Annotated in this window: 19 protein-coding genes and 1 tRNA gene; 11 read left to right on the top strand and 9 right to left on the bottom strand. The window is 45.7% G+C overall.

What is annotated here, in order from left to right:
- Positions 1-62: 62 nt before the first annotated feature.
- Complete coding sequence (locus tag R7P67_RS21285; protein ID WP_025768395.1) at positions 63-836, top strand: potassium channel family protein; 774 nt, start codon at positions 63-65, stop codon at positions 834-836.
- Positions 837-877: 41 nt separating this feature from the next.
- On the opposite strand, the gene R7P67_RS21280 is transcribed toward R7P67_RS21285, so the two are convergent.
- Entirely contained in the window at positions 878-2,410 is a 1,533-nt protein-coding gene (locus R7P67_RS21280; RefSeq protein WP_005379894.1) for an inorganic triphosphatase, read from the bottom strand.
- Between the two features lie 212 nt (positions 2,411-2,622).
- Here R7P67_RS21280 and R7P67_RS21275 point away from each other — a divergent pair, with 212 nt between their 5' ends.
- From R7P67_RS21275 to R7P67_RS21265, 3 genes are all read left to right on the top strand, one after another.
- Entirely contained in the window at positions 2,623-3,303 is a 681-nt protein-coding gene (locus R7P67_RS21275; RefSeq protein WP_005379896.1) for a TIGR00153 family protein, read from the top strand.
- A 131-nt stretch (positions 3,304-3,434) separates the two neighbouring features.
- Positions 3,435-4,694, top strand: a complete 1,260-nt coding sequence (locus R7P67_RS21270) for an inorganic phosphate transporter (protein ID WP_017820251.1) — start codon at positions 3,435-3,437, stop codon at positions 4,692-4,694.
- A 178-nt stretch (positions 4,695-4,872) separates the two neighbouring features.
- Complete coding sequence (locus tag R7P67_RS21265) at positions 4,873-5,484, top strand: TIGR04211 family SH3 domain-containing protein (RefSeq protein WP_005379900.1); 612 nt, start codon at positions 4,873-4,875, stop codon at positions 5,482-5,484.
- 88 nt (positions 5,485-5,572) lie between these two features.
- On the opposite strand, the gene ggt is transcribed toward R7P67_RS21265, so the two are convergent.
- From ggt to R7P67_RS21250, 3 genes are all read right to left on the bottom strand, one after another.
- Positions 5,573-7,303, bottom strand: a complete 1,731-nt coding sequence (gene ggt / locus R7P67_RS21260) for a gamma-glutamyltransferase (protein WP_318086058.1) — start codon at positions 7,301-7,303, stop codon at positions 5,573-5,575.
- Between the two features lie 273 nt (positions 7,304-7,576).
- Complete coding sequence (locus R7P67_RS21255) at positions 7,577-8,263, bottom strand: general secretion pathway protein GspB (protein ID WP_239945572.1); 687 nt, start codon at positions 8,261-8,263, stop codon at positions 7,577-7,579.
- Complete coding sequence (locus tag R7P67_RS21250) at positions 8,263-9,879, bottom strand: ExeA family protein (RefSeq protein WP_213903643.1); 1,617 nt, start codon at positions 9,877-9,879, stop codon at positions 8,263-8,265. The genes R7P67_RS21255 and R7P67_RS21250 overlap by 1 nt, the downstream gene beginning before the upstream one ends.
- 138 nt (positions 9,880-10,017) lie before the next feature.
- On the opposite strand from R7P67_RS21250, the gene R7P67_RS21245 reads away from it, so the two are divergent.
- Complete coding sequence (locus tag R7P67_RS21245) at positions 10,018-11,238, top strand: multifunctional CCA addition/repair protein (RefSeq protein ID WP_262652817.1); 1,221 nt, start codon at positions 10,018-10,020, stop codon at positions 11,236-11,238.
- 52 nt (positions 11,239-11,290) lie between these two features.
- On the opposite strand, the gene R7P67_RS21240 is transcribed toward R7P67_RS21245, so the two are convergent.
- The 3 genes from R7P67_RS21240 to folB are packed head-to-tail and all read right to left on the bottom strand — an operon-like array spanning position 11,291 to position 12,947.
- Entirely contained in the window at positions 11,291-12,094 is an 804-nt protein-coding gene (locus tag R7P67_RS21240) for an undecaprenyl-diphosphate phosphatase (RefSeq protein ID WP_053304328.1), read from the bottom strand.
- 14 nt (positions 12,095-12,108) lie between these two features.
- A complete protein-coding gene (gene folK, locus R7P67_RS21235; RefSeq protein ID WP_005387457.1) occupies positions 12,109-12,591 on the bottom strand; it encodes a 2-amino-4-hydroxy-6-hydroxymethyldihydropteridine diphosphokinase in 483 nt (160 codons plus the stop codon).
- Entirely contained in the window at positions 12,588-12,947 is a 360-nt protein-coding gene (folB, locus tag R7P67_RS21230) for a bifunctional dihydroneopterin aldolase/7,8-dihydroneopterin epimerase (protein WP_005379859.1), read from the bottom strand. Before folB ends, folK begins: the two co-directional genes overlap by 4 nt.
- Positions 12,948-13,197: 250 nt before the next feature.
- Here folB and plsY point away from each other — a divergent pair, with 250 nt between their 5' ends.
- A complete protein-coding gene (plsY, locus tag R7P67_RS21225) occupies positions 13,198-13,809 on the top strand; it encodes a glycerol-3-phosphate 1-O-acyltransferase PlsY (protein WP_005379857.1) in 612 nt (203 codons plus the stop codon).
- Between the two features lie 34 nt (positions 13,810-13,843).
- Here plsY and R7P67_RS21220 read toward each other — a convergent pair whose 3' ends face one another.
- Both R7P67_RS21220 and tsaD read right to left on the bottom strand, forming a co-directional pair.
- Positions 13,844-14,659, bottom strand: coding sequence for an alpha/beta fold hydrolase (locus R7P67_RS21220; protein WP_262652818.1), 816 nt, complete (start codon positions 14,657-14,659; stop codon positions 13,844-13,846).
- 176 nt (positions 14,660-14,835) lie between these two features.
- The gene (tsaD, locus tag R7P67_RS21215; RefSeq protein WP_005379854.1) at positions 14,836-15,852 is read right to left on the bottom strand and encodes a tRNA (adenosine(37)-N6)-threonylcarbamoyltransferase complex transferase subunit TsaD; all 1,017 of its coding nucleotides are present in this window, start codon (positions 15,850-15,852) and stop codon (positions 14,836-14,838) included.
- Between the two features lie 230 nt (positions 15,853-16,082).
- On the opposite strand from tsaD, the gene rpsU reads away from it, so the two are divergent.
- The 5 genes from rpsU (at position 16,083) to R7P67_RS21190 (ending at position 20,878) form a co-directional block, all read left to right on the top strand.
- Entirely contained in the window at positions 16,083-16,298 is a 216-nt protein-coding gene (gene rpsU / locus R7P67_RS21210; protein ID WP_001145625.1) for a 30S ribosomal protein S21, read from the top strand.
- 27 nt (positions 16,299-16,325) lie between these two features.
- Positions 16,326-16,769, top strand: a complete 444-nt coding sequence (locus tag R7P67_RS21205; protein WP_005379720.1) for a GatB/YqeY domain-containing protein — start codon at positions 16,326-16,328, stop codon at positions 16,767-16,769.
- Between the two features lie 149 nt (positions 16,770-16,918).
- Positions 16,919-18,685, top strand: a complete 1,767-nt coding sequence (dnaG, locus tag R7P67_RS21200) for a DNA primase (protein ID WP_005379719.1) — start codon at positions 16,919-16,921, stop codon at positions 18,683-18,685.
- Between the two features lie 99 nt (positions 18,686-18,784).
- Positions 18,785-20,647 carry an RNA polymerase sigma factor RpoD gene (rpoD, locus tag R7P67_RS21195; RefSeq protein WP_005395986.1) on the top strand — a complete coding sequence of 621 codons (1,863 nt, stop codon included), beginning with the start codon at positions 18,785-18,787 and terminating at the stop codon, positions 20,645-20,647.
- Between the two features lie 155 nt (positions 20,648-20,802).
- Positions 20,803-20,878, top strand: a tRNA-Ile gene (locus R7P67_RS21190).
- Positions 20,879-20,910: the final 32 nt, after the last annotated feature.

Genomic DNA, 20,910 nt, shown 5'->3' with positions numbered 1-20,910 from the left:
TTTATATTACTTATAGTTATGTTCGCGCTTTGCGTGGTTACGCGATTTATTTTGAGCTTCGTATGAAAAACAATGATATCAAAGACAGCACACGACCGATGGGCCTGTTGTCACTAATATTGTCTTTTATGGCACTATTTGTGATCTCTGGCTTGTTGTTTTTCCCGATCGATCACGAAACCCGTCAAGTTCTTATCGGTCTGGATTTCATAATCTGTAGTATTTTTCTACTACAGCTCACCATTGATTTGATCCGGTCCACAGATCGCTGGTTATTCCTTAAACGTCATTGGATAGATTTCGTGGCGAGCATCCCATTGATAGAGCCCCTGCGCTTTGCTCGTATTTTTCATATTATGCGAGTGGTATTAGTACTGCGTTCGTCAAAGTTCATTTTGCATCAGCTCAAAGAAAACCGCCGCGAAACTACGGTCGCCTCTATACTGCTATTGATGGTTATCCTCATAACGCTCGGTTCTAGTGCAATGCTGTTTATCGAAGCGAAAAACCCAGAAGCGAATATTCGCACTGGCGCCGATGCTTTGTGGTGGGTATTTGTAACGATCTCAACGGTTGGTTACGGCGATCATTATCCTGTGACCTCCATAGGAAAGTTTTTGGCTGTCATCATCATTGTTTGCGGGGTGGGTATCTTTGGTATGATCTCGGGTCTTATCACCTCTATCCTTACTGCCCCAACGAAACAACAGACGCACAGTTCAATCAATAAAGAACGTATGCTCGAGCAGCTCCTAACCCAACAAGCTCAAATACTAGAACGACTCGATTTCATGGAAAAAGAGCTACAACAACGTAAAACAGAGACAAAAAAATAGGACCATGCGGTCCTATTTTTTTGTCGTTACCACCAGAACGATCATTCACGCCAATAAGGCTGTACTTCCACACTGATCGCTCGGGTTTGATCCATTGCATGCAAAATTGAGCGCTCTTGACGGTGCAACCAGCGTTCTAACTGCTCTTTTTCTGCGTCTTCCAGCATATCAACCAACGGGAGCAAGTGGTTCAGCATTAGCAGATCATCGATACCATGCACCAGATCCGCCCATGGTAAACGGAAGCTGTTACGCTCATCCGAGTTATACAAACTCGCGAAACCAATACCAGTATAGAGGTTACGCAATAAGCGATAACGCTGATCAACGTACTCTTGCGCCGTCAAATCGCGCTCTGCTGGGAAAGCTTCCATTAGCTCAGCCCAAGTGCGATCGAGCTGAGTAACTGAAAACGGCATGATGTTACTTGCCATCTTTTCACGTGCTTTTTCATCAAGAAATGGCTGCCAACCGCGTGCTAAGATCCAGCGGCTTAGATCCAGCAGTAACCCTGTGTAACGCGCGGAATTGAGCAACCCTAGCACTTCTTCACGGCTTGGCAACTCTTGTAACTGCTGAGTCAGCTCAGATACTAAGAACTTACGCGCATCCAACTTACGCAGCACATTGCCTTTGTCATCTAAGAGCTCTTCAAGGTGTGCATGCTCATCCAACCAACTCAGTTCTTCTTCCAACCATTTAAGCTCTTGGCGCAGAATCGCACTCGCGCGACGAGGGACAATCCCGCCAAAAATAGTCAATGTTTGACGAATGAAACGAATGGCATTACTGATTTCACGCAGTGCTTCCACGCTGTCACGCTCAGCATAAATTTGCTCGTGATAATGCCAATGAGACAAAGCGTGCTCTAAAGAGTTGATCAAGCAAAATTCAACGGTATCCGTCGGACTACTGTCCACAAGTGCCAATGATTTTACTTCATCACCCGCATAACCGCTTGCAAGTCGATAACCTTTCGCGGCTTTGCTCAAGTTACCCAAGCGCATACCGCCTTGCTCGCAAAAGCTGCGTGCCAGTGTGAATAAAGCTTCGGTTTGGCCAGACTTAAGTTCCAGTTCAACTTCGCAAATTGGCTCTTGCTTCTCTTCTTCGTCTTCACCTTTGGCTACAACTAAGCCTTGGTCAAAGGCAACTTCAATCTGACTGCCATCGGGCATGCCAATCAGCCATTGTTCACGTGTGAAGTTGGTCGAGAATAATGGCATAAGCTCGGATTGCAGCGTTTCTGCATCTTTACCTGGAGGCCAAATATCTAGAGGATGAAGCGACAGATTAGGCTCGTCGCTAGTGTGCTCAGCATTGTATTCTGGTCTTTGATGTAAGCCTGCGACGACGCGTCCTGCTGTCTTTACGGTTTGGACGAATACATCATCAAAACGGCGAATTCTTAAACCAATGTCGTGCTTTCTAAGCCATTTATCGGCAGTATCAAAATAGGTGTTACCCAAGTCACGACAACTATGCTGAAGTACTTTTGTCTCAGAAATTTTTTCTTTTAAAGTTTCTGAAAATTCAGGAGAAACAAAAAACTTCAGTTCTATTTCGGTTTCCATAGCTATACCTTTCAAAGCAGATAGAAACAGGATATTGCGTAATTTCTCACACGGCAAGAGAGAAATATCGCCGGAATGATGATCTAAAACAGTTTTAATGAGCGATTTAATGCGTTACCATGCGCGCCTTTATAGCCATCGTTCAACATTTCGCCAAGCACTCAGAAATGGTGTATGTTTTTTTAAGGTTATAGTTATTAGGTTGAATGACCATGCCAGTAAATACAATTATGGGGTTATTTGCAAAGTCCCCAATTAAGCCTTTGCAACGCCACGTTGTGTGTGTCAACGAATGTTGTTCACACTTGGTGAAATTCTTTGAAGTATCTTCAAAGGGTGATTGGGAAAAAGCAGCAGAAATCCGTGCACAAATTTCTCACTTAGAGAAAGAAGCGGATGTGCTGAAACGTGAAATCCGTCTAAAACTGCCTCGCGGTTTGTTCATGCCAGTCGACCGTACTGACATGCTTGAGCTTTTGACTCAACAGGACAAACTTGCAAACCTGGCAAAAGACATTGCTGGCCGTGTATATGGTCGTCAACTTGTCATCCCTGAGGCTCTCCAACCAAACTTCCTCGCTTACGTTCAACGTTGTCTTGATGCTGCCGATCAGGCGCAAAAGGTAATCAATGAACTTGATGAATTGCTAGAAACCGGCTTCAAAGGCCGTGAAGTGACGCTCGTCGCTGAAATGATTCATCAATTAGACGTTATCGAAGATGATACCGATGCCATGCAGATTGAACTTCGCCAGCAGTTGATGGTGATTGAAGCTGACATGAACCCTATCGATGTCATGTTCCTATACAAGATTCTTGAATGGGTAGGTGGTATTGCCGACCAAGCGCAGCGCGTAGGTGCTCGTTTGGAAGTCATGCTATCTCGATCTTAAAACATAAAGTTAACGACATAACGAAGAGCATAATTAACACGTGTCATAGGGACGATGACTATTTTCATCGTCTTATGGTTTGGCGCGCGTAAAATTTTGTTCCGCTTGTTATAAAACAACTAGGTATTACGATGGATATCCTTGCGAACTACGGCACTGTCCTGATTATTGTTGCAGCGATTTTTGGTTTCATGATGGCGATTGGTATTGGCGCGAACGACGTTGCTAATGCGATGGGTACATCTGTAGGTTCAAAAGCGCTAACTGTAAAACAAGCTATCATCATTGCGATGATCTTCGAATTTGCAGGTGCTTACCTTGCAGGCGGTGAAGTAACCGACACTATCCGTAAAGGTGTAATCGAAACTTCTTTATTTGCTAGTCAACCAGATGTTCTTGTCTACGGCATGATGTCTGCGCTTTTAGCAGCAGGTACATGGCTGCTTCTTGCTTCTTACATGGGCTGGCCAGTATCAACGACTCACTCAATCATCGGTGCAATCATTGGTTTTGCATGCGTATCAGTAGGTACTGAAGCGGTTGACTGGGGCAGCGTTCAAGGCATTGTTGGTAGCTGGATTATTACGCCAGTGATTTCAGGTTTCTTTGCTTACGTTATCTTTGTCAGCGCACAACGCCTGATTTTTGATACAGAGAACCCTCTGTTTAACGCGAAACGTTTTGTACCTGTTTACATGTTCATCACAACAATGGTGATTGCACTTGTAACCATCAAAAAAGGTCTAAAACACGTTGGTCTTCACCTGACCAATGGTGAAGCCTGGATGTGGGCAGCAGCAGTTTCAGCTCTTGTGATGATTGGCGGCTACGTATACATCCAGAAAAAATTCGCTAATCGCGAAGAGGACCGCAGCTTTTCTGGCGTGGAAGGTATCTTCAGCGTTCTGATGGTTATCACCGCTTGTGCGATGGCATTTGCACACGGTTCAAACGACGTTGCAAACGCCATTGGTCCACTGTCTGCTGTCGTATCGACTGTTGAACACATGGGCGAAATCAGCACGAAAAGCGCCATCGCTTGGTGGATTCTACCTCTTGGTGGTATTGGTATCGTGGTCGGTCTTGCAACACTAGGTCACAAAGTAATGGCAACCGTTGGTACAGGCATCACTGAGCTAACGCCTAGCCGCGGTTTTGCAGCACAGCTAGCAACAGCATGTACGGTAGTTCTAGCGTCTGGTACAGGCCTGCCAATTTCAACCACTCAAACATTGGTTGGTGCGGTTCTCGGTGTTGGCTTTGCTCGTGGTATCGCAGCACTGAACCTAGGCGTAGTTCGTAACATCGTGGCATCATGGATCGTTACACTACCAGCGGGTGCGTTATTGGCCGTAGTATTCTTCTACGGACTTCAAGCGATGTTCGCTTAAGACACTCGTCAATAGAATGTAAGCGCTTTGTCATTATTGACTCAAACGCACAGAAAGGGAGGCTTTGCCTCCCTTCTTTGTTGCACCGAAGTTTGAAACTGCATACTATTCGTCTATTTCCGGCTCCAATCATTCGGTGCCAACGCTGTCTCCAAGAAAAATCGTTAAGGGATTTACTGTGAAAAAACTAATCATCACGGTTTTGTTTACTTTGCTAGCAGCGCCAGCGGCCCTAGCAGCAGACCGTTATATTTCTGATGACCTCTTCACTTTCATGCACTCAGGTCCAAATAACACCTACCGTATTATTGGTAGTGTTAACGCCGGTTCTAAAGTACAACTGATTAAAACCAACCGAGATACTGGCTACACGCAAGTTCGTGATGACCGTGGTCGCACTGGTTGGGTACAAAGCAAGTTTGTGACAAACCAAGAGAGCATGGCAATTCGCCTTCCTCGCATTGAGAAAGAGCTAGCCGAAGTAAAAGAGCAGCTTGCTAATGCTCGTCAAACTTCTGATGCAGAGAAAGCAGGTCTTGTTACCTCTCTCGAAACACGTAACCAACAAATTTCAGATCTAGAAAATAAATACTCTGAGATCAGTGATCAGCTTACTTCTGTTGAAACAGAAAACCGCGAGCTACGCGCAAAGCTGGATACACAAAAAGATGACATGCTGCTTAAGTACTTCACTTATGGCGGCGGTGTTGCAGGTTTAGGTTTACTATTTGGTTTGATTCTTCCGCATGTCATGCCTCGTAGAAAGCGCTCTCCTGCGGGTTGGGCATAAACCCTTACGCTTTTATCTTTAAAAAGAACGCAAAAGCCAGTCGATATTGACTGGCTTTTTAGTTTGCTTCGTTTGATAGAAGTGAGTACTACTCCCCTATTGAACTAGAGGCTCGACGACGATCCGTTGCGCCATAAAGCTTGCCATCTTTTAGCTCAATTGCATTCAAACCGCTTACCACTGGAATAACGTGCACTGGGTAGCCAAGCTCCATAAACTCAGGCACCAACATTTCTGCGAACGTTTTCTTTTCCACCAGCAAACCAGTCGGGTCATAAGACTTGGTGCGGTCTATCTTAGTGCCATACTGGATGTTTGGTAAGTCAATAGCCTCTTGCGCTGATAAGTTCCAATCCAGCACCCCAACCACGGTTTTGAGTACATACCCCGGGATTTGTGAACTACCTGGTGACCCAACCACCAAACGCAAATTATCATCACTGTCCATCACCATTAATGGCGTAATAGCCGAACGTGGACGCTTGCCCGCTTCAATTGAGTTTTGTGTAGGTTTGCCGTTAACCGTTGGCAGAGGTGAGAAGTTAGCCATCTGCGCATTCAAGATAACGCCATCGACCATCACACCCGAGCCCATACCCGTTCCTACCGTGCTGGTCATCGCAATTGCATTTCCATCTCTATCGACGATAGAAATATGCCCTGTATCTTTGCTCTCGAAGCCTTGATATTGCGCATACTGAGTTTGCGTTATCTGTCCTGCTTTTGGATCCTCTTTTAAAGTGCCATTATCAGGGATTAAATCACGTCTCTGATCTAGATAGGCTTTAGACAATAACTGTTCAACTGGCGCTTCCACATAATCCGGATCTCCGGCATACGCAATACGATCGGCTTTTGCTATTCGCATCGCTTCAGTCATGAGACGCCAAGGTTCCACATCCGTTTTCGCCATATGGGCAATGTCATAGGGTGCGAGCAGTTCAAGACTCTGAGCGACCATCACACCGCCCGAAGCTGGGTAACCAAAAGAGACGATTTTATTCCCACGGTAGTCGCTCTCAATGATGTCACGCTGCTTCACTTGGTAATGTTTAAAATCTTCTAAAGACAACTTCTCGTGTTGGTCGTCAATACGACTATTAACCGTCTCTACGATGTGCTGACCAAGCTCACCACCATAAAGGTAACGATCGCCTTGTTGCGCGATCTTCCTCAGCGTCTCAGCCATCTTAGGGTTCTTCATCAAGGTTCCCGTCGGCTTAATATCGTCCCCTTGCCAATACAAGGCTTTCACTTCCGGATCTTGCTCAAGTCGGCTTTGCTCTCTTACTACGATGTCGTAGGTGTAGCTGTTCATCGCGTACCCATTGCTCGCCAATGTAATCGCCGGCTTAATCAGCTCTGCCCATGGCAACTTGCCGTATTGTTCATGAGTGGTGTAAAGCAACCGCAATGTGCCCGGAACCGCAACAGAACGAGGGCCTAATATTTCGTTGCGACTGAGTACTTCCCCATTCTCAACAAACATTTCAGGGTTCGCGCTAGAGGGCGCTTCATCTCGACCATCAAGGGCCAGAAATTTTTTCTCGTCATGTTGATAAAACAGCGCGAAAGTCCCGCCGCCAATTCCGGTCATATCTGGCTCAACGACAGACATCACCATCTGCATCGCGACCATAGCATCAACAGCGTTACCGCCTTCTTTCAATATTGAGTAACCGGTACTGCTCACGTAAGGATTCGTCGCACTGACCATGAAATCTTGCCCGCGACTATCTGGTGTAACTGGGAATGGGTCTGGCTTTGCTGCATAGCTTGTCGATGCAACAATGCTTAAAGAAAAAATCAGAATACGCATGTGTCTCTGTTTAGACTCCTATTATGTGATGGGGTCTAACGTGGACCAAGTCATTACTCCGAAGTTCGTGAAGATGGTGTCTTTTTACACAACGCTGACTGGAATCGCGCTATCAATAGATGAATGATATTGGTGCTATTTAAACGACTGAGGAAAGCTATATTTTGCTTGTTTGAGTATCTAGAAATCATCACCAGAATAGATGCAAAAGATGCTCTGAAAAATAAAAAGCCAGCGATATGATTTCGCTGGCTTGATGTGTTTCTACACGAGTTACCCTTTCCACTCATACAACGCTGGTATACGAATTTGCTCACCTTGGAACTCAACAATCACAGCTTGCGGTTGTATTTCTCTTAGAGTGACCTGATCATCAACGACATCCCCCTGATGATACTCAACATTGTTAATTTTCACCCAACGGCGATTTTCATCACTAGCGTACATATGGGTTTGCAAATTAAGCGCAGGTAGACGCCCTTGCCACTGGTGAGCGTTGCGCTCTAAATCGTTCACGCGTGCCGTTTGTGATGACGAATTGTCATCATCTCGGGATAAGGCATTTTCGACCTTCCTAGCTAAATCAGGAGATAATGAGGATAAATCCAGATCATCCAAAGACAACCCGAGGTCCTCTTCAGCAGCAGAAGTCGTTTGGGTTGATGCTGAGTCGCGTGTTTCATCTCTGCTTGGTGTATGGCTCGTGTATTCATCGGGGGTGGTAAATGTACCAAAATCACGCGATAGCTCTGCACGTGGCCACTCTCTTGGCAATTGGGCCAACTGGGTGTTCTCTGGATAGTCTAATACTTTGAAAGGTGATACCACTTCGACCTTTTCTATCGGGGACGTTGTATCTACTTCAACACTCGGTGCAAAGAGATCTAAGTACCAAGCGACTCCAATAGCAGAAGCAGTGATTGGCAGCAAGAACAGACCTATATGTTTCACAGCTGACATTATGCGTCCTCCTTCTCTATTCTCGCCAGTTGAGGCGCATCTGGCTGAACATTTTGCTGAAGTCGGTCTAGCGTTCGCTTACCTGCAATACCATCGACACCAATTCCTTGCCAGCGTTGAAATAATTCGACTCGCTCTTTCATCGCACCATCAAAAATAGACGTTTCAAGCAGTGGCTCACTCACCGCTTCTGCTAATAATCGGTCTAATACTTCAATCGCAGGGCCTTCCATGTCTAAACGTAATGTTTCATTCAGCGGAGCATGCCACAGTTCGATAATATTGCCCTGCCACAACGGCTTTAGCCATGAAATTGGCAGACGGAGACGCTGCTTACCATTGAGCACTTCAGCTTGATCATTACCGACGGCATATAGAATGACATACCCAACATCACCTTGATAATTCAACTCCAAGATCACAGGGCGATTTTGTTGCATCAACAGCGGCCAAGTCGCCATTTTACGCTCACAACGCATAGTCGACTGCGGTTCTGACAAACAAAGATTATCGCGAACCGATGCTTGATATCCCCACAAACGATACAAATCATTTACAGCGAGGTTCGACTGTTTTTGTGTTAACAATAAATCACGCTGCTCATCCGTTAACTGTTGGCTGACGACGGTTGGTGTTGGCTCTACTCTTGGCTCCGTCACTTGTGTCAACACTGACGTCGCTTGAGCTGGCATATAATTCACGACCGCCCATCCCGTACTTAATGCAGCAATAAGGCCTACCGTGACAGAGCCCCAAGCAGGCCAACGGAAAGTCCGGCGCTCTTTTTTATCTTGCTGATAAATATCTGCCTGAAACTGCATCACCTCTTCACAGGCCTGCTGAACGGTTTGCTTATCCACAACCACATTACCCTGGTGATAACTAATGTTGAGGGATTTGTCACAGATAAGGTTGATGAGCCGCGGTATACCGTGACTGTATTTGGCTATAAGTTTACAAGAAGCACGATTAAACAGTTGCTGGTCGCCACCTGCTGTATGTAGTCGAAATGCGATGTAATCTTCTGTCTCTTTTTCATCCAACGGCAACAGGTGATAACGCCCGGTAATACGCTGGGCAAGTTGGCGTAGTTGTGTTGTTTGTAATAACCGCTGCAATTCAGGCTGCCCGACCAACAACACTTTGAGCAGTTTTCTGGTATCGGTTTCCAAGTTGGTCAACAAGCGCAACTGCTCTAGAACGTCGGCAGCAAGGTGTTGAGCCTCATCAATGACCAGCAATGTCTGCCAACCTGAACGATAATTACGCAGCAAATATTGATGGATAACCTGGTTTAGCTGTTTGAGGTTTGCGTCTGGCGGATAGGTGATTTTGAACTCATCACAAATGGCTTCAAGCAAGTCTCTACTCGAAAACGTGGGATTGAGGATAAGACCCGCTTTGGTGTTATCACCCAAATTCGCCAGCATCGCTTTTGCGACAGTCGTTTTGCCTGTACCTACTTCGCCAGTAAGCATAGCAAAACCACCGCCATCGCCTAGCCCGGCTTGGAGATGTGTGATTGCCTCTTTATGACGTTGGCTTAAATACAAATAACGTGAGTTTGGAACAATCGAAAATGGTTGTTCGACAAACCCAAAAAAGTCCTTATACATTAGGCTCTCCAGCTAAAAAACCACCTGAGAATAGTCAGATATAATATAAACATAGCCGCATCTACTCTCGGGAGTAAAGAAAAGTACCATTGCTTGCTACAATGTCCAACGGCATATCCATAAATTAAGAGGTAATTCGTGCAAGTTTATTTAGTAGGTGGCGCAGTTCGAGATAAATTGCTCGGAATTGATAGTTATGACAATGATTGGGTGGTCGTAGGCGCGACGCCTGAGATGATGTTGTCCCAAGGGTACACCGCCGTTGGTAAAGACTTTCCTGTATTTCTGCATCCCAAAAGTAAAGAAGAACATGCCCTTGCACGAACAGAGAGAAAGTCAGGTTCTGGTTACACTGGTTTTGAATGTTTCTTCGATCAAAACGTCACCTTAGAAGAAGATTTGATACGTCGTGATTTAACCATTAACGCGATGGCAATGGAGAGTGATGGCACGATCCATGACCCATATGGTGGCCAGCAAGATCTCAACGATAAACTGCTACGCCATGTATCAGACGCCTTTATTGAAGACCCTCTACGCGTTTTACGTGTCGCTCGCTTCGCTGCAAAGCTTGCTGATCTAAACTTTACGGTTGCCGACGAAACTATGCGGTTAATGCGTCACATGGCAGAGTCCGGAGAACTGAGCACACTGACTCCCGAGCGTGTTTGGCAAGAATGGCATAAATCTCTCTCTACTCCTCGCCCTGATATTTTCTTATCGGTTCTACGAGACTGTGGTGCATTAACCGTGGTGTTACCTGAAATTGATGCATTATTTGGCGTACCTCAACCTGAGAAGTGGCATCCAGAAATCGATACTGGCATCCATACTTTGATGGTGGCAGAGCAAGCCGCAAAATTGAGTAACTCACTCCCCGTCAGGTTTGCCGCCCAAGTGCATGACTTGGGTAAAGGCGTGACGCCAGAGAGCGAATGGCCAAGCCACAAAATGCATTGCCATACAGGATTAAAACTGATCAAAAAGCTGTGCGAACGTGTCCGGGTACCAAATGAGTTTCGTGATTTCGCCTTGATGGTGTGCGAACAGCACTCCAATATTCATCGCGCGGCTGAACTTAAACCACAAACCATAATTAAAATACTCAATAAGCTCGATGTGTGGCGTAAGTCCGAACGTCTGCAAGATATCTTGCTTTGCTGCCAAGCGGATCACGCTGGTCGTAAAGGACTGGAAACGCAACCATATCCACAGGCGGATATTTTTAGGCAAGCCTACCAAGCAGCAGCGGCAGTTGACGTTCAAATCATAATCAAAGAGGGCTTTAAAGGCCCTGCGATTCGTGACGAGCAAGAAAAACGACGTATTGAAGCAGTGAAAGCAGCACTTAAGAAGTAACGAACAAACAAAAACGCCCGCGGATTTCGCGGGCGTTTTTCGTTAGCATCAATTATGCACTTAATAGAAAAGCGAACAAACCGACGCCCAAAATCAGACGGTAAATCACAAACGGTGTCATGCCCATGCGTGAAATCATCTTCAAGAAGAAGTGGATACAGATGTACGCACTGATAAACGATGTGATAATGCCAGTCATTAAGAAACCAACATGGACAGGTTCACCACTGGTCACTAACTTCATACCTAAGTAGCTACCAGCTAATGTAATGATTGGGATCGACATTAAAAATGAAAAGCGGGCAGCCGCTTCTCGAGTAAAGCCAAGGTAAAGCGCTGCTGTAATGGTCGCCCCTGAACGTGAAGTTCCAGGAATCATCGCTAAGGCTTGGGCAATACCGATAAATACAGCTTTCTTCCAACCCGTTTGGTATTCATCGGCAACGAGTTCAGCGTTTTTGTCTACCCACCATAGCAACAAGCCAAATACGATCGTGGTAGTCGCGATGACGTAAGCGCTACGTAGATACACTTCAATGATGTCTTTCATCAATAGACCGAACACACAAGCTGGAATCGTCGCAATCACGATCATCCAAGCCAATTTAGCTTCTTTACTGCGATCTCCTTTAAAGATCGAAGCAAATAACGCTTGAAACAAAGTGATTACTTCATGACGAAAATAGATCACGACAGCCATTAATGTACCGACGTGAACAGCAACATCAAAGGCTAGACCTTGGTCTTCCCATCCTAAAATAGCGGAAGGCAGGATCAAATGGGCAGAGCTTGAGATAGGCAAAAACTCTGTCAGCCCCTGAATCAGAGCCAAAATAAAGGCTTCAAAATAACTCATGTAAACAACTCAAATTAAAAATGAAAGGAAACGGGTTTGAGCGAATCGACTGGCTGCATAGCATGCCAAATGTCTGCGACTGTGCGTCCATCGCCTGGGATCACTAATTGCGGTTCGAGATCATACAGCGGCTTTGTGACAAAAGGATATTTGTAGATATCACTGCGAGGTAGCTCAGGTTTTTTCTTGGAGACGCGCTCACCGAACAACACTATATCGAGATCCAGTGTTCGATCCTGATACTTTTGCGCGTTTTCTTCGCGTCCCCACTTAAATTCAATCTCGCGTAGTTGATGGCTCAACTCTTCTAATGACAACTCGGTACGCATTGCAACGACAAAGTTGTAGAAATTCTTGCTGCTAAAACCAATAGGTTCGCATTCATATATCGGTGATACGAGGAGATTTTCTCCAAGCCGTTGCAGCTCCTGATACGCAGCAAGCACATGTTGCTCTCTTTCTACGTTCGTCCCAACACCGATATAAGTGGTGATCATGCTCGGCCTCGCTCAATCACCACACCAACAGCACGTGCTTGCGGCACGGCGCCAGGCTTCGCTAGGCGGATTTTCACCCAAGGCACAGAGAAACGCAGCATGATAAGCTCTGCTACTTCTTCAGCCACGCGCTCGACCAGTAAGAAACGACCATTTTCAATGTGGTTAAGTACCGCCTCACTCACCTGCGAATAATCCAGTGCATCTTGCACATCATCACTTTTGCCCGCAGGTTTATTATCGTGTGCCATTTCAATATCTAGAACCAACTTTTGTTTGATTTGTTGCTCCCAGTCGTACACGCCAATGGTGGTGATTACTTCTAACTGTTCAATAAAAACTTTATCCAGAGCCATCTTATGTCCTTCTATTACAGAGGTCGGATACCCGTGAGGGGTAATTTGATCGTAGTATTCTATACCTAAGTAACATTTACTTTGGTCATCACAATGTTACTTAGGTATAAACTGCGAAAGCATCTTTATATACAAGAAATCACATAATGCAAGCTCTATCACAGTGAGGATTTCTGCATTATGTAAATTCGGGGTATGATAGCAACTACGCGGGAACCGAGCATTAAATTCCAATCCATCAAGGACTTCTATGGACGCACTGGCACTGATAATGACAATGGCCGCCTATTTATTAGGTTCGGTTTCCAGTGCGGTTTTGATCTGTCGACTCTTAAAACTGCCAGACCCACGCAGTGTGGGATCTAACAATCCTGGAGCAACGAACGTATTGCGTATTGGCGGACGAGGAGCCGCTGTTTCAGTCTTGTTGTGCGATATGCTCAAAGGCACTATCCCCGTGTGGGGCGGATACTTTCTTGGTATCGACCCTATCATTCTTGGCGTCATCGCCATTGCTGCCTGTCTTGGCCACATGTACCCCATCTTTTTCCACTTTAAAGGCGGAAAAGGTGTCGCAACCGCGCTTGGCGCTATCGCTCCGATTGGTTTGGACTTAACAGGATTGGTGATGTTAACTTGGCTGTCAGTAGCCGCGCTATTCCGCTATTCATCCTTAGCGGCTCTCGTCACGGTTTTGGTCACTCCGTTTTATACTTGGATGTTTAAACCGCAATACACGTTACCTGTTGCTATGCTGTGTTGCTTAATCGTATTTAAGCATCATCAAAATATTCGTCGGCTTTTGTCTGGCGACGAGCCAAAAATCGGCGAGAAGAAACTGACACAAAAAAACTCGGCTTAATGCCGAGTTTTTCGTTTAAAGAGGGATGCATTGGTTACGCATGAACTCGATTCAGGAAGTTCAACAACATTTGGTTGACGAACTCCGGCTGTTCTAAACAACTGATGTGTCCCGCTTGCGGAATTTCTACCAACTCACTGCCCGAGATACAGTCTTTCATTAAATACGATTCGAAAACCGGGCGAGGCTTATCTTCACAGCCCACCGCAATTAACGTCGGCAGAGCGAATTTTTCCGAATCTTCAATCACATCACGGCGACCAAACACCATGCGCCCCATGCGAGCTACTTCCACCGCACGCTCACCGTTCAGCTCTTCTAAACTGCGTTTGAATGAAGCGACAAGTTTAGGGTTATCCTGATTGACGTTGTTGGCAAAGAACAGCGGCACAACGGCTTCAATAATTGGCGCAGGCACTGCTTGGACTTGGCTGATGGTATCAAGCATTGCAAAATACTTTTTATACGTAACTTCTGGCTCCCAGCCAATGAAGGTATCCATCAATACCAGTGACTTAACACGTTGCGGCGCTTGAGCCGTTAGCTCAGCTCCCCACATGCCGCCAACAGATAAGCCCACTATCGAGAATTCTTCGATATCTAAATGATCCATCAATGCCAACATATGTTGTGCATAGTCGGCCAATGACTGTGTCGATGCAGGTGCAGCGTCCGATTCACCATGTGCCCAAAGATCTGGCACAATACAACGGAATGACTGGCTTAAAACCTCAACTTGTGGCGCCCACATTTGGCTATCCCAAAGGTAACTATGACCAAATAGAAGCACAGGGCCCTCACCTTTATCTAGATAAGCAAGTTGCTGACCTTCAATTTCAAACTTATTCATTGTTATATCCATTTCTTATTCTTCCACGTCATCCTAGCACTGAAACAATCGCGAACTGATCGCATCAGTCAGAATGTAAAACGAGGCGGTTCATTGAATAATTAAAAATAAAGGCCTCTGAGGAGCAGAGACCTTTATTACAAAGAACCGGTTTCAAACCTACCGCATAAATTTGACTAAGCGACAGGTGTTAGTTGATCAATTGGCCAACGTGGACGAGCCTCTACTGACATATCAGCCACTTCGCCATTCTTCAAGCGCTGCATGCCTGCGTAAGCGATCATCGCACCGTTATCTGTACAGAACTCAGTACGTGGGTAGTAAACTTCGCCGCCAACTTTCTTCGCTAACTTCTCTAACTCAGCTCGCAAACGACGGTTAGCACTCACACCACCAGCAATAACAATGCGTTTCATGCCTGTTTGCTCAAGCGCGCGCTTACATTTAATAGCCAACGTAGCACACACAGCCTCTTCAAATGCCAATGCGATGTCCGCGCGGGTTTGCTCGTCATCACCGTTTGCAGCAATCGTGTTAGCCGTAAAGGTTTTTAGACCAGAGAAACTCATGTCCAAACCTGGCACATTCGTCATTGGGCGCGGGAACTTAAAGCGGCCCGGTGTACCTTTTTCCGCCAGTTTAGATAATAGTGGACCGCCTGGGTAATCCAAACCCATTAGCTTCGCTGTTTTATCAAACGCTTCGCCCGCCGCATCATCAATCGACTCACCTAGAATTTTGTACTCACCGATGCCTCTCACTTCCACCATCATAGAGTGACCGCCCGATACTAATACCGCCACAAACGGGAACGGTGGAGGGTTATCTTCCAACATTGGGGCCAATAGGTGACCTTCCATATGATGAACAGGTACCGCTGGCACTCCCCAAGCATAAGCAATACTGCGACCGATAGTCGCACCCACTAATAGCGCCCCAACAAGACCAGGCCCCGCGGTATACGCGACACCATCGATGTCTTTTGAAGTTAAGTTCGCTTCTTTTAGTGCCTCTTTAATAAGAGGAATGGTTTTCTTTACGTGGTCACGTGAAGCCAACTCAGGCACCACACCGCCGTAATCTGCGTGCAGTTTTACTTGGCTGTATAGCTTGTGTGACAAGAGACCGTTTTCATCGTCATAAATTGCGATGCCAGTCTCGTCACAAGAGGTTTCAATACCAATAATGCGCATGGTTTTCTCAGTATGCTTTCTGTATAGAGGAAATTTGGGCGTCATATTACCTCGCCTTGGTGCTGCAAACAAATTTTGTACAGACAATAATCGACAAAAGGCTTTACAAAGTAGTTGTGATCGGATTAAAATTCCGCACCATTTTTGATCAAGCTGGTAAGAGACCTAACAATTGTGATTTGGTCTGTTGAATACCAGCGTTAACGAATAACCCCTGAGGTGAAAGGCATATGCCAGTAGTTAAAGTACGTGAAAACGAACCGTTCGACGTTGCTCTACGTCGTTTTAAGCGCTCTTGCGAAAAAGCAGGTATCCTTTCTGAAGTGCGTCGTCGTGAGCACTACGAAAAACCAACTACAGTTCGCAAACGCGCTAAAGCAGCAGCTCAAAAGCGTCACGCTAAGAAGCTAGCTCGCGAAAACGCTCGTCGCGTTCGCCTGTACTAATAACTGAGCTCCAAAAGGAATTTAGTTATGGCTCTGATTGATCAACTCAAAGAAGAGCAAAAATTAGCGATGAAAGCCAAGGACAAATTGCGCCTTGGTACTATTCGTTTAGCCCTATCAGCAATCAAGCAACGTGAAGTTGACGAACAGATTACTCTGAACGATGACGACATTCTTGCAGTATTGACCAAGATGGTTAAACAACGTCGCGATTCTGTAGCGCAGTTTGAAGCAGCGGGTCGTCAAGATCTTGCTGATGCGGAACAAGCAGAAATTACCGTTCTTGAGGACTTTATGCCTCAACCACTGACAGACGAAGAAGTAGCGGCTCTCATCGAGAACGCGATTGCTGAATCTGGCGCAGCTGGCATGCAAGACATGGGCAAAGTAATGGGCGTTCTGAAACCGCAAATTCAAGGGCGTGCAGATATGGGTAAAGTAAGCGGTTTAGTTCGCGCTAAATTGGCTTAAGGTACCCCACCCAATTGCAGCAAGCCGTGCTATCCTTTGGAGCGCACGGCTTGTTTGTATCTGGATGGATGGAATGAAATCAATGGGCAATACGCTCATTCTTTTAAGGCATTCACTCCACTCATCATCTTCTTTTTTTGTTAGGTTTTATGGCTGGACACATCCCTCGCAGTTTTATCGATGACCTTCTAGCTCGACTTGATATTGTCGATATCATCGACGCACGTGTGAAACTTAAGAAAAAAGGCAAAAACTACGGCGCATGCTGCCCGTTCCACAACGAAAAGACACCCTCATTCAGTGTCAGTCAAGAAAAGCAGTTCTACCATTGTTTTGGTTGTGGCGCGCATGGAAATGCCATCGATTTTTTGATGGAATTCGACCGACTAGAATTCGTCGAAGCCATTGAAGAACTCGCTTCATACTTGGGTTTAGATGTTCCTCGCGAACAACGTAGCGGCGGTAATGGTTCGTTTCAATCAGGCCCACAAGCAAGCAGCAGTGAAAAACGTAACCTATACGACTTAATGGGCAGCATTGCTCAATTTTATCGTAACCAACTCAAACAGCCAGCAAGTAAGGTGGCGATTGAGTATCTAAAAGATCGCGGCCTGTCTGGTGAAATCGTCCAGAAGTTTGGCATCGGCTATGTGGCTGATGAATGGGATTTAGTTCGTAAGAACTTTGGCCAGAATAAAGAAAACCAAGACATGCTCGTCACTGGCGGCATGTTGATTGAAAACGATAAAGGCAACCGCTACGACCGATTCCGTGGTCGAGTGATGTTTCCTATTCGAGACAGACGCGGTCGAGTAATAGGCTTTGGTGGTCGAGTATTAGGTGATGGGACACCAAAATATCTCAACTCACCCGAAACCCCGATATTTCATAAAGGTAAAGAGTTGTATGGCCTTTATGAAGTACTACAAGCGTACCGTGAGCCACCACAAATTTTAGTGGTTGAAGGCTATATGGATGTTGTCGCGCTTGCTCAATATGGCGTAGATTATTCCGTTGCCTCATTGGGAACCTCGACAACGGGCGATCACTTGCAAGTGTTATTCAGGCAAACAAGCACCGTCGTGTGTTGTTATGACGGTGACCGCGCAGGCCGTGAAGCCGCGTGGCGTGCCATGGAAAATGCATTGCCTTACCTAACGGATGGTCGCCAGTTAAAATTCATGTTTTTGCCGGATGGAGAAGATCCCGACTCTTATATCCGACAAAACGGAAAACAAGCATTTGAGCAGCAAGTGTCTAATGCGATGCCCTTGTCTGAATTCATGTTCAGCTCATTGACTCAGCAGGTCGATATGAGCACGAAAGAAGGCATGGCAAAACTGAGTACTCTTGCGGTTCCTCTCATTGATAAAGTCCCTGGCGGCACTTTAAGACTATACTTGAGAGAATTGCTTGGCCGCCGTTTGGGTTTGGTTGATGAACGCCAACTACAGCAGCTAATTTCAAAACAAGGTAAAGAGGATAAAAGGCCTCAACCTCATAAAGAAATCAAGCGAACGCCGATGCGAGAAGTGATCGCGTTACTGATTCAAAACCCACAATACGTAAGTATGGTGCCAGATCTAACTAGCGTTAGAGATTTGCCCATTCCTGGTCTAAGTTTATTTGTTGATGTACTTGATAAATGCCAAGCGCATCCCCATATCAACACAGGCCAATTATTAGAGCATTGGCGAAACAGCCAAAATGAGACCCTTCTGTCTCGTCTCGCGAGTTGGGACATTCCACTCGATGAGGACAACCAAGAAGAAATCTTTTTAGACTCACTGGATAAAATTATTGCCCAGTGCGTAGAAAAACAAATTGAAAACCTGCAGGCCAAAGCAAGAAGTGTCGGTTTATCAGCCGAAGAGAAAAGGGAGCTGCTAGCACTTATGCTAGATTTAAAAGCGTAACCCTGTTTAATTAGTCAGCAACGATTTAATTTGTTATAGTAAGTGGTTTGCATTTCGCATACTGATTCCTTCACCAGATTACGAAGTTGGATACCGTCTATGGATCACAATCCGCAGTCACAGCTAAAGTCACTTGTTATTAAAGGCAAGGAACAAGGCTATCTGACCTACGCCGAAGTAAATGACCACCTACCTGCTGAAATCGTAGATTCAGAACAGGTAGAAGACATCATTCAGATGATCAACGACATGGGCATTAAGGTAGTAGAAACTGCTCCTGATGCTGATGATTTAGCACTGAACGATGACACAAATATTACCGATGAAGATGCAGCCGAAGCTGCAGCCGCTGCACTTTCTAGCGTAGAGAGTGAGATTGGTCGTACAACAGACCCAGTACGTATGTACATGCGTGAGATGGGTACTGTCGAACTTCTAACTCGCGAAGGCGAAATCGACATCGCAAAACGTATTGAAGAAGGTATTAACCAAGTTCAATCGTCTGTTGCTGAATACCCAGGCACAATTCCGTACATTCTTGAGCAATTTGACAAAGTTCAAGCTGAAGAACTACGTCTTACAGACCTAATTTCAGGTTTTGTAGATCCAGATGCTGACGACACCGCTGCACCAACGGCAACACACATCGGTTCTGAACTGACTGAATCTCAGTTAGAAGAAGAAGACGATGAAGACGTTGATGACGACGAAGATAGCGATGACGATTCAGATGATTCTGAAGAAGATGTAGGTATCGATCCAGAATTAGCGCTAGAGAAATTCAACCAACTACGCAGCACCTATCAAAATCTTCAATTAGCAATCAACGAGTACGGCTATAACAGCCCGAAAGCAACCGTTGCTAATGAAATGATGCTAGACGTATTCCGCGAGTTTCGTCTAACGCCTAAACAGTTTGATCACCTAGTGAATGAACTGCGTACTGCTATGGATCGCGTTCGTACACAAGAGCGTCTGATCATGAAGTCAGTGGTTGAATACGGCAAAATGCCGAAGAAATCATTCATCGCGCTGTTCACTGGTAATGAATCAAGTGAAGCTTGGCTGGATGAAGTTCTTGCTTCAGACAAGCCATACGCTGAAAAGATCAAACGTAACGAAGAAGAAATCCGTCGTTCAATCGCTAAGCTAAAAATGATTGAAGAAGAGACTTCTCTAAACGTACAGAACATTAAAGACATCAGCCGTCGTATGTCTATCGGTGAAGCAAAAGCTCGCCGTGCGAAGAAAGAGATGGTTGAAGCGAACTTGCGTCTTGTAATTTCTATCGCGAAGAAATACACCAACCGTGGCCTACAGTTCTTGGATCTGATCCAGGAAGGTAACATCGGTCTGATGAAAGCGGTAGATAAGTTCGAATATCGTCGTGGTTACAAGTTCTCGACTTACGCAACGTGGTGGATCCGTCAGGCAATCACTCGTTCAATCGCGGACCAAGCACGTACGATTCGTATTCCGGTACACATGATCGAAACGATCAACAAGCTAAACCGTATCTCTCGTCAAATGTTGCAAGAGATGGGTCGCGAGCCACTACCGGAAGAACTGGCAGAGCGCATGCAAATGCCAGAAGACAAGATTCGTAAAGTTCTAAAAATCGCTAAAGAGCCTATCTCAATGGAGACACCAATCGGTGACGACGAAGATTCGCATCTAGGTGATTTTATCGAAGATACAACGCTAGAACTTCCGCTAGATTCTGCAACTGCAACTAGCCTTAAGGTGGCAACAAAAGACGTGCTTGCAGGTCTAACGCCACGTGAAGCGAAAGTACTTCGTATGCGTTTTGGTATTGACATGAACACTGACCATACTCTAGAAGAAGTTGGTAAGCAGTTCGACGTTACTCGTGAGCGTATCCGTCAGATCGAAGCAAAAGCACTACGTAAACTTCGTCACCCAAGCCGCTCAGAGACTCTGCGCAGCTTCCTAGACGAATAATCGCAGCGCATACAAGCTTTTAGAAATCAAAAAAGGTGACTTTAGGTCACCTTTTTTATTATCTACTGTTCTAAGTGGATAAAAACTAAGCGCAATTGCCCTAGTTGGTATCTAGACACCTTGCAACGCTTCCCCTATAATCGTTGTCCTATTAAGGCCCCTTAGCTCAGTGGTTAGAGCAGTCGACTCATAATCGATTGGTCCGCAGTTCAAGTCTGCGAGGGGCCACCATATTCCAGAAGGCTCGTAGAGAAATCTACGGG

Source organism: Vibrio sp. Vb0937 (genome assembly GCF_033338855.1).
This window is presented reverse-complemented; position numbering and strand designations above follow the sequence as displayed.

Coding starts and splice junctions, on each gene's coding strand:
- R7P67_RS21255 (WP_239945572.1), bottom strand. CDS start 8,263: ATGTCAGCTGTGAAACATATAGGTCTGTTCTTGCTGCCAATCACTGCT.
- R7P67_RS21220 (WP_262652818.1), bottom strand. CDS start 14,659: ATGAATAAGTTTGAAATTGAAGGTCAGCAACTTGCTTATCTAGATAAA.
- R7P67_RS21240 (WP_053304328.1), bottom strand. CDS start 12,094: ATGAGTTATTTTGAAGCCTTTATTTTGGCTCTGATTCAGGGGCTGACA.
- R7P67_RS21280 (WP_005379894.1), bottom strand. CDS start 2,410: ATGGAAACCGAAATAGAACTGAAGTTTTTTGTTTCTCCTGAATTTTCA.
- folB (WP_005379859.1), bottom strand. CDS start 12,947: ATGGCTCTGGATAAAGTTTTTATTGAACAGTTAGAAGTAATCACCACC.
- folK (WP_005387457.1), bottom strand. CDS start 12,591: ATGATCACCACTTATATCGGTGTTGGGACGAACGTAGAAAGAGAGCAA.
- rpsU (WP_001145625.1), top strand. CDS start 16,083: ATGCCAGTAGTTAAAGTACGTGAAAACGAACCGTTCGACGTTGCTCTA.
- tsaD (WP_005379854.1), bottom strand. CDS start 15,852: ATGCGCATTATTGGTATTGAAACCTCTTGTGACGAGACTGGCATCGCA.
- dnaG (WP_005379719.1), top strand. CDS start 16,919: ATGGCTGGACACATCCCTCGCAGTTTTATCGATGACCTTCTAGCTCGA.
- R7P67_RS21270 (WP_017820251.1), top strand. CDS start 3,435: ATGGATATCCTTGCGAACTACGGCACTGTCCTGATTATTGTTGCAGCG.
- R7P67_RS21275 (WP_005379896.1), top strand. CDS start 2,623: ATGCCAGTAAATACAATTATGGGGTTATTTGCAAAGTCCCCAATTAAG.
- R7P67_RS21285 (WP_025768395.1), top strand. CDS start 63: ATGAAAAACAATGATATCAAAGACAGCACACGACCGATGGGCCTGTTG.
- rpoD (WP_005395986.1), top strand. CDS start 18,785: ATGGATCACAATCCGCAGTCACAGCTAAAGTCACTTGTTATTAAAGGC.
- ggt (WP_318086058.1), bottom strand. CDS start 7,303: ATGCGTATTCTGATTTTTTCTTTAAGCATTGTTGCATCGACAAGCTAT.
- R7P67_RS21205 (WP_005379720.1), top strand. CDS start 16,326: ATGGCTCTGATTGATCAACTCAAAGAAGAGCAAAAATTAGCGATGAAA.
- plsY (WP_005379857.1), top strand. CDS start 13,198: ATGGACGCACTGGCACTGATAATGACAATGGCCGCCTATTTATTAGGT.
- R7P67_RS21250 (WP_213903643.1), bottom strand. CDS start 9,879: ATGTATAAGGACTTTTTTGGGTTTGTCGAACAACCATTTTCGATTGTT.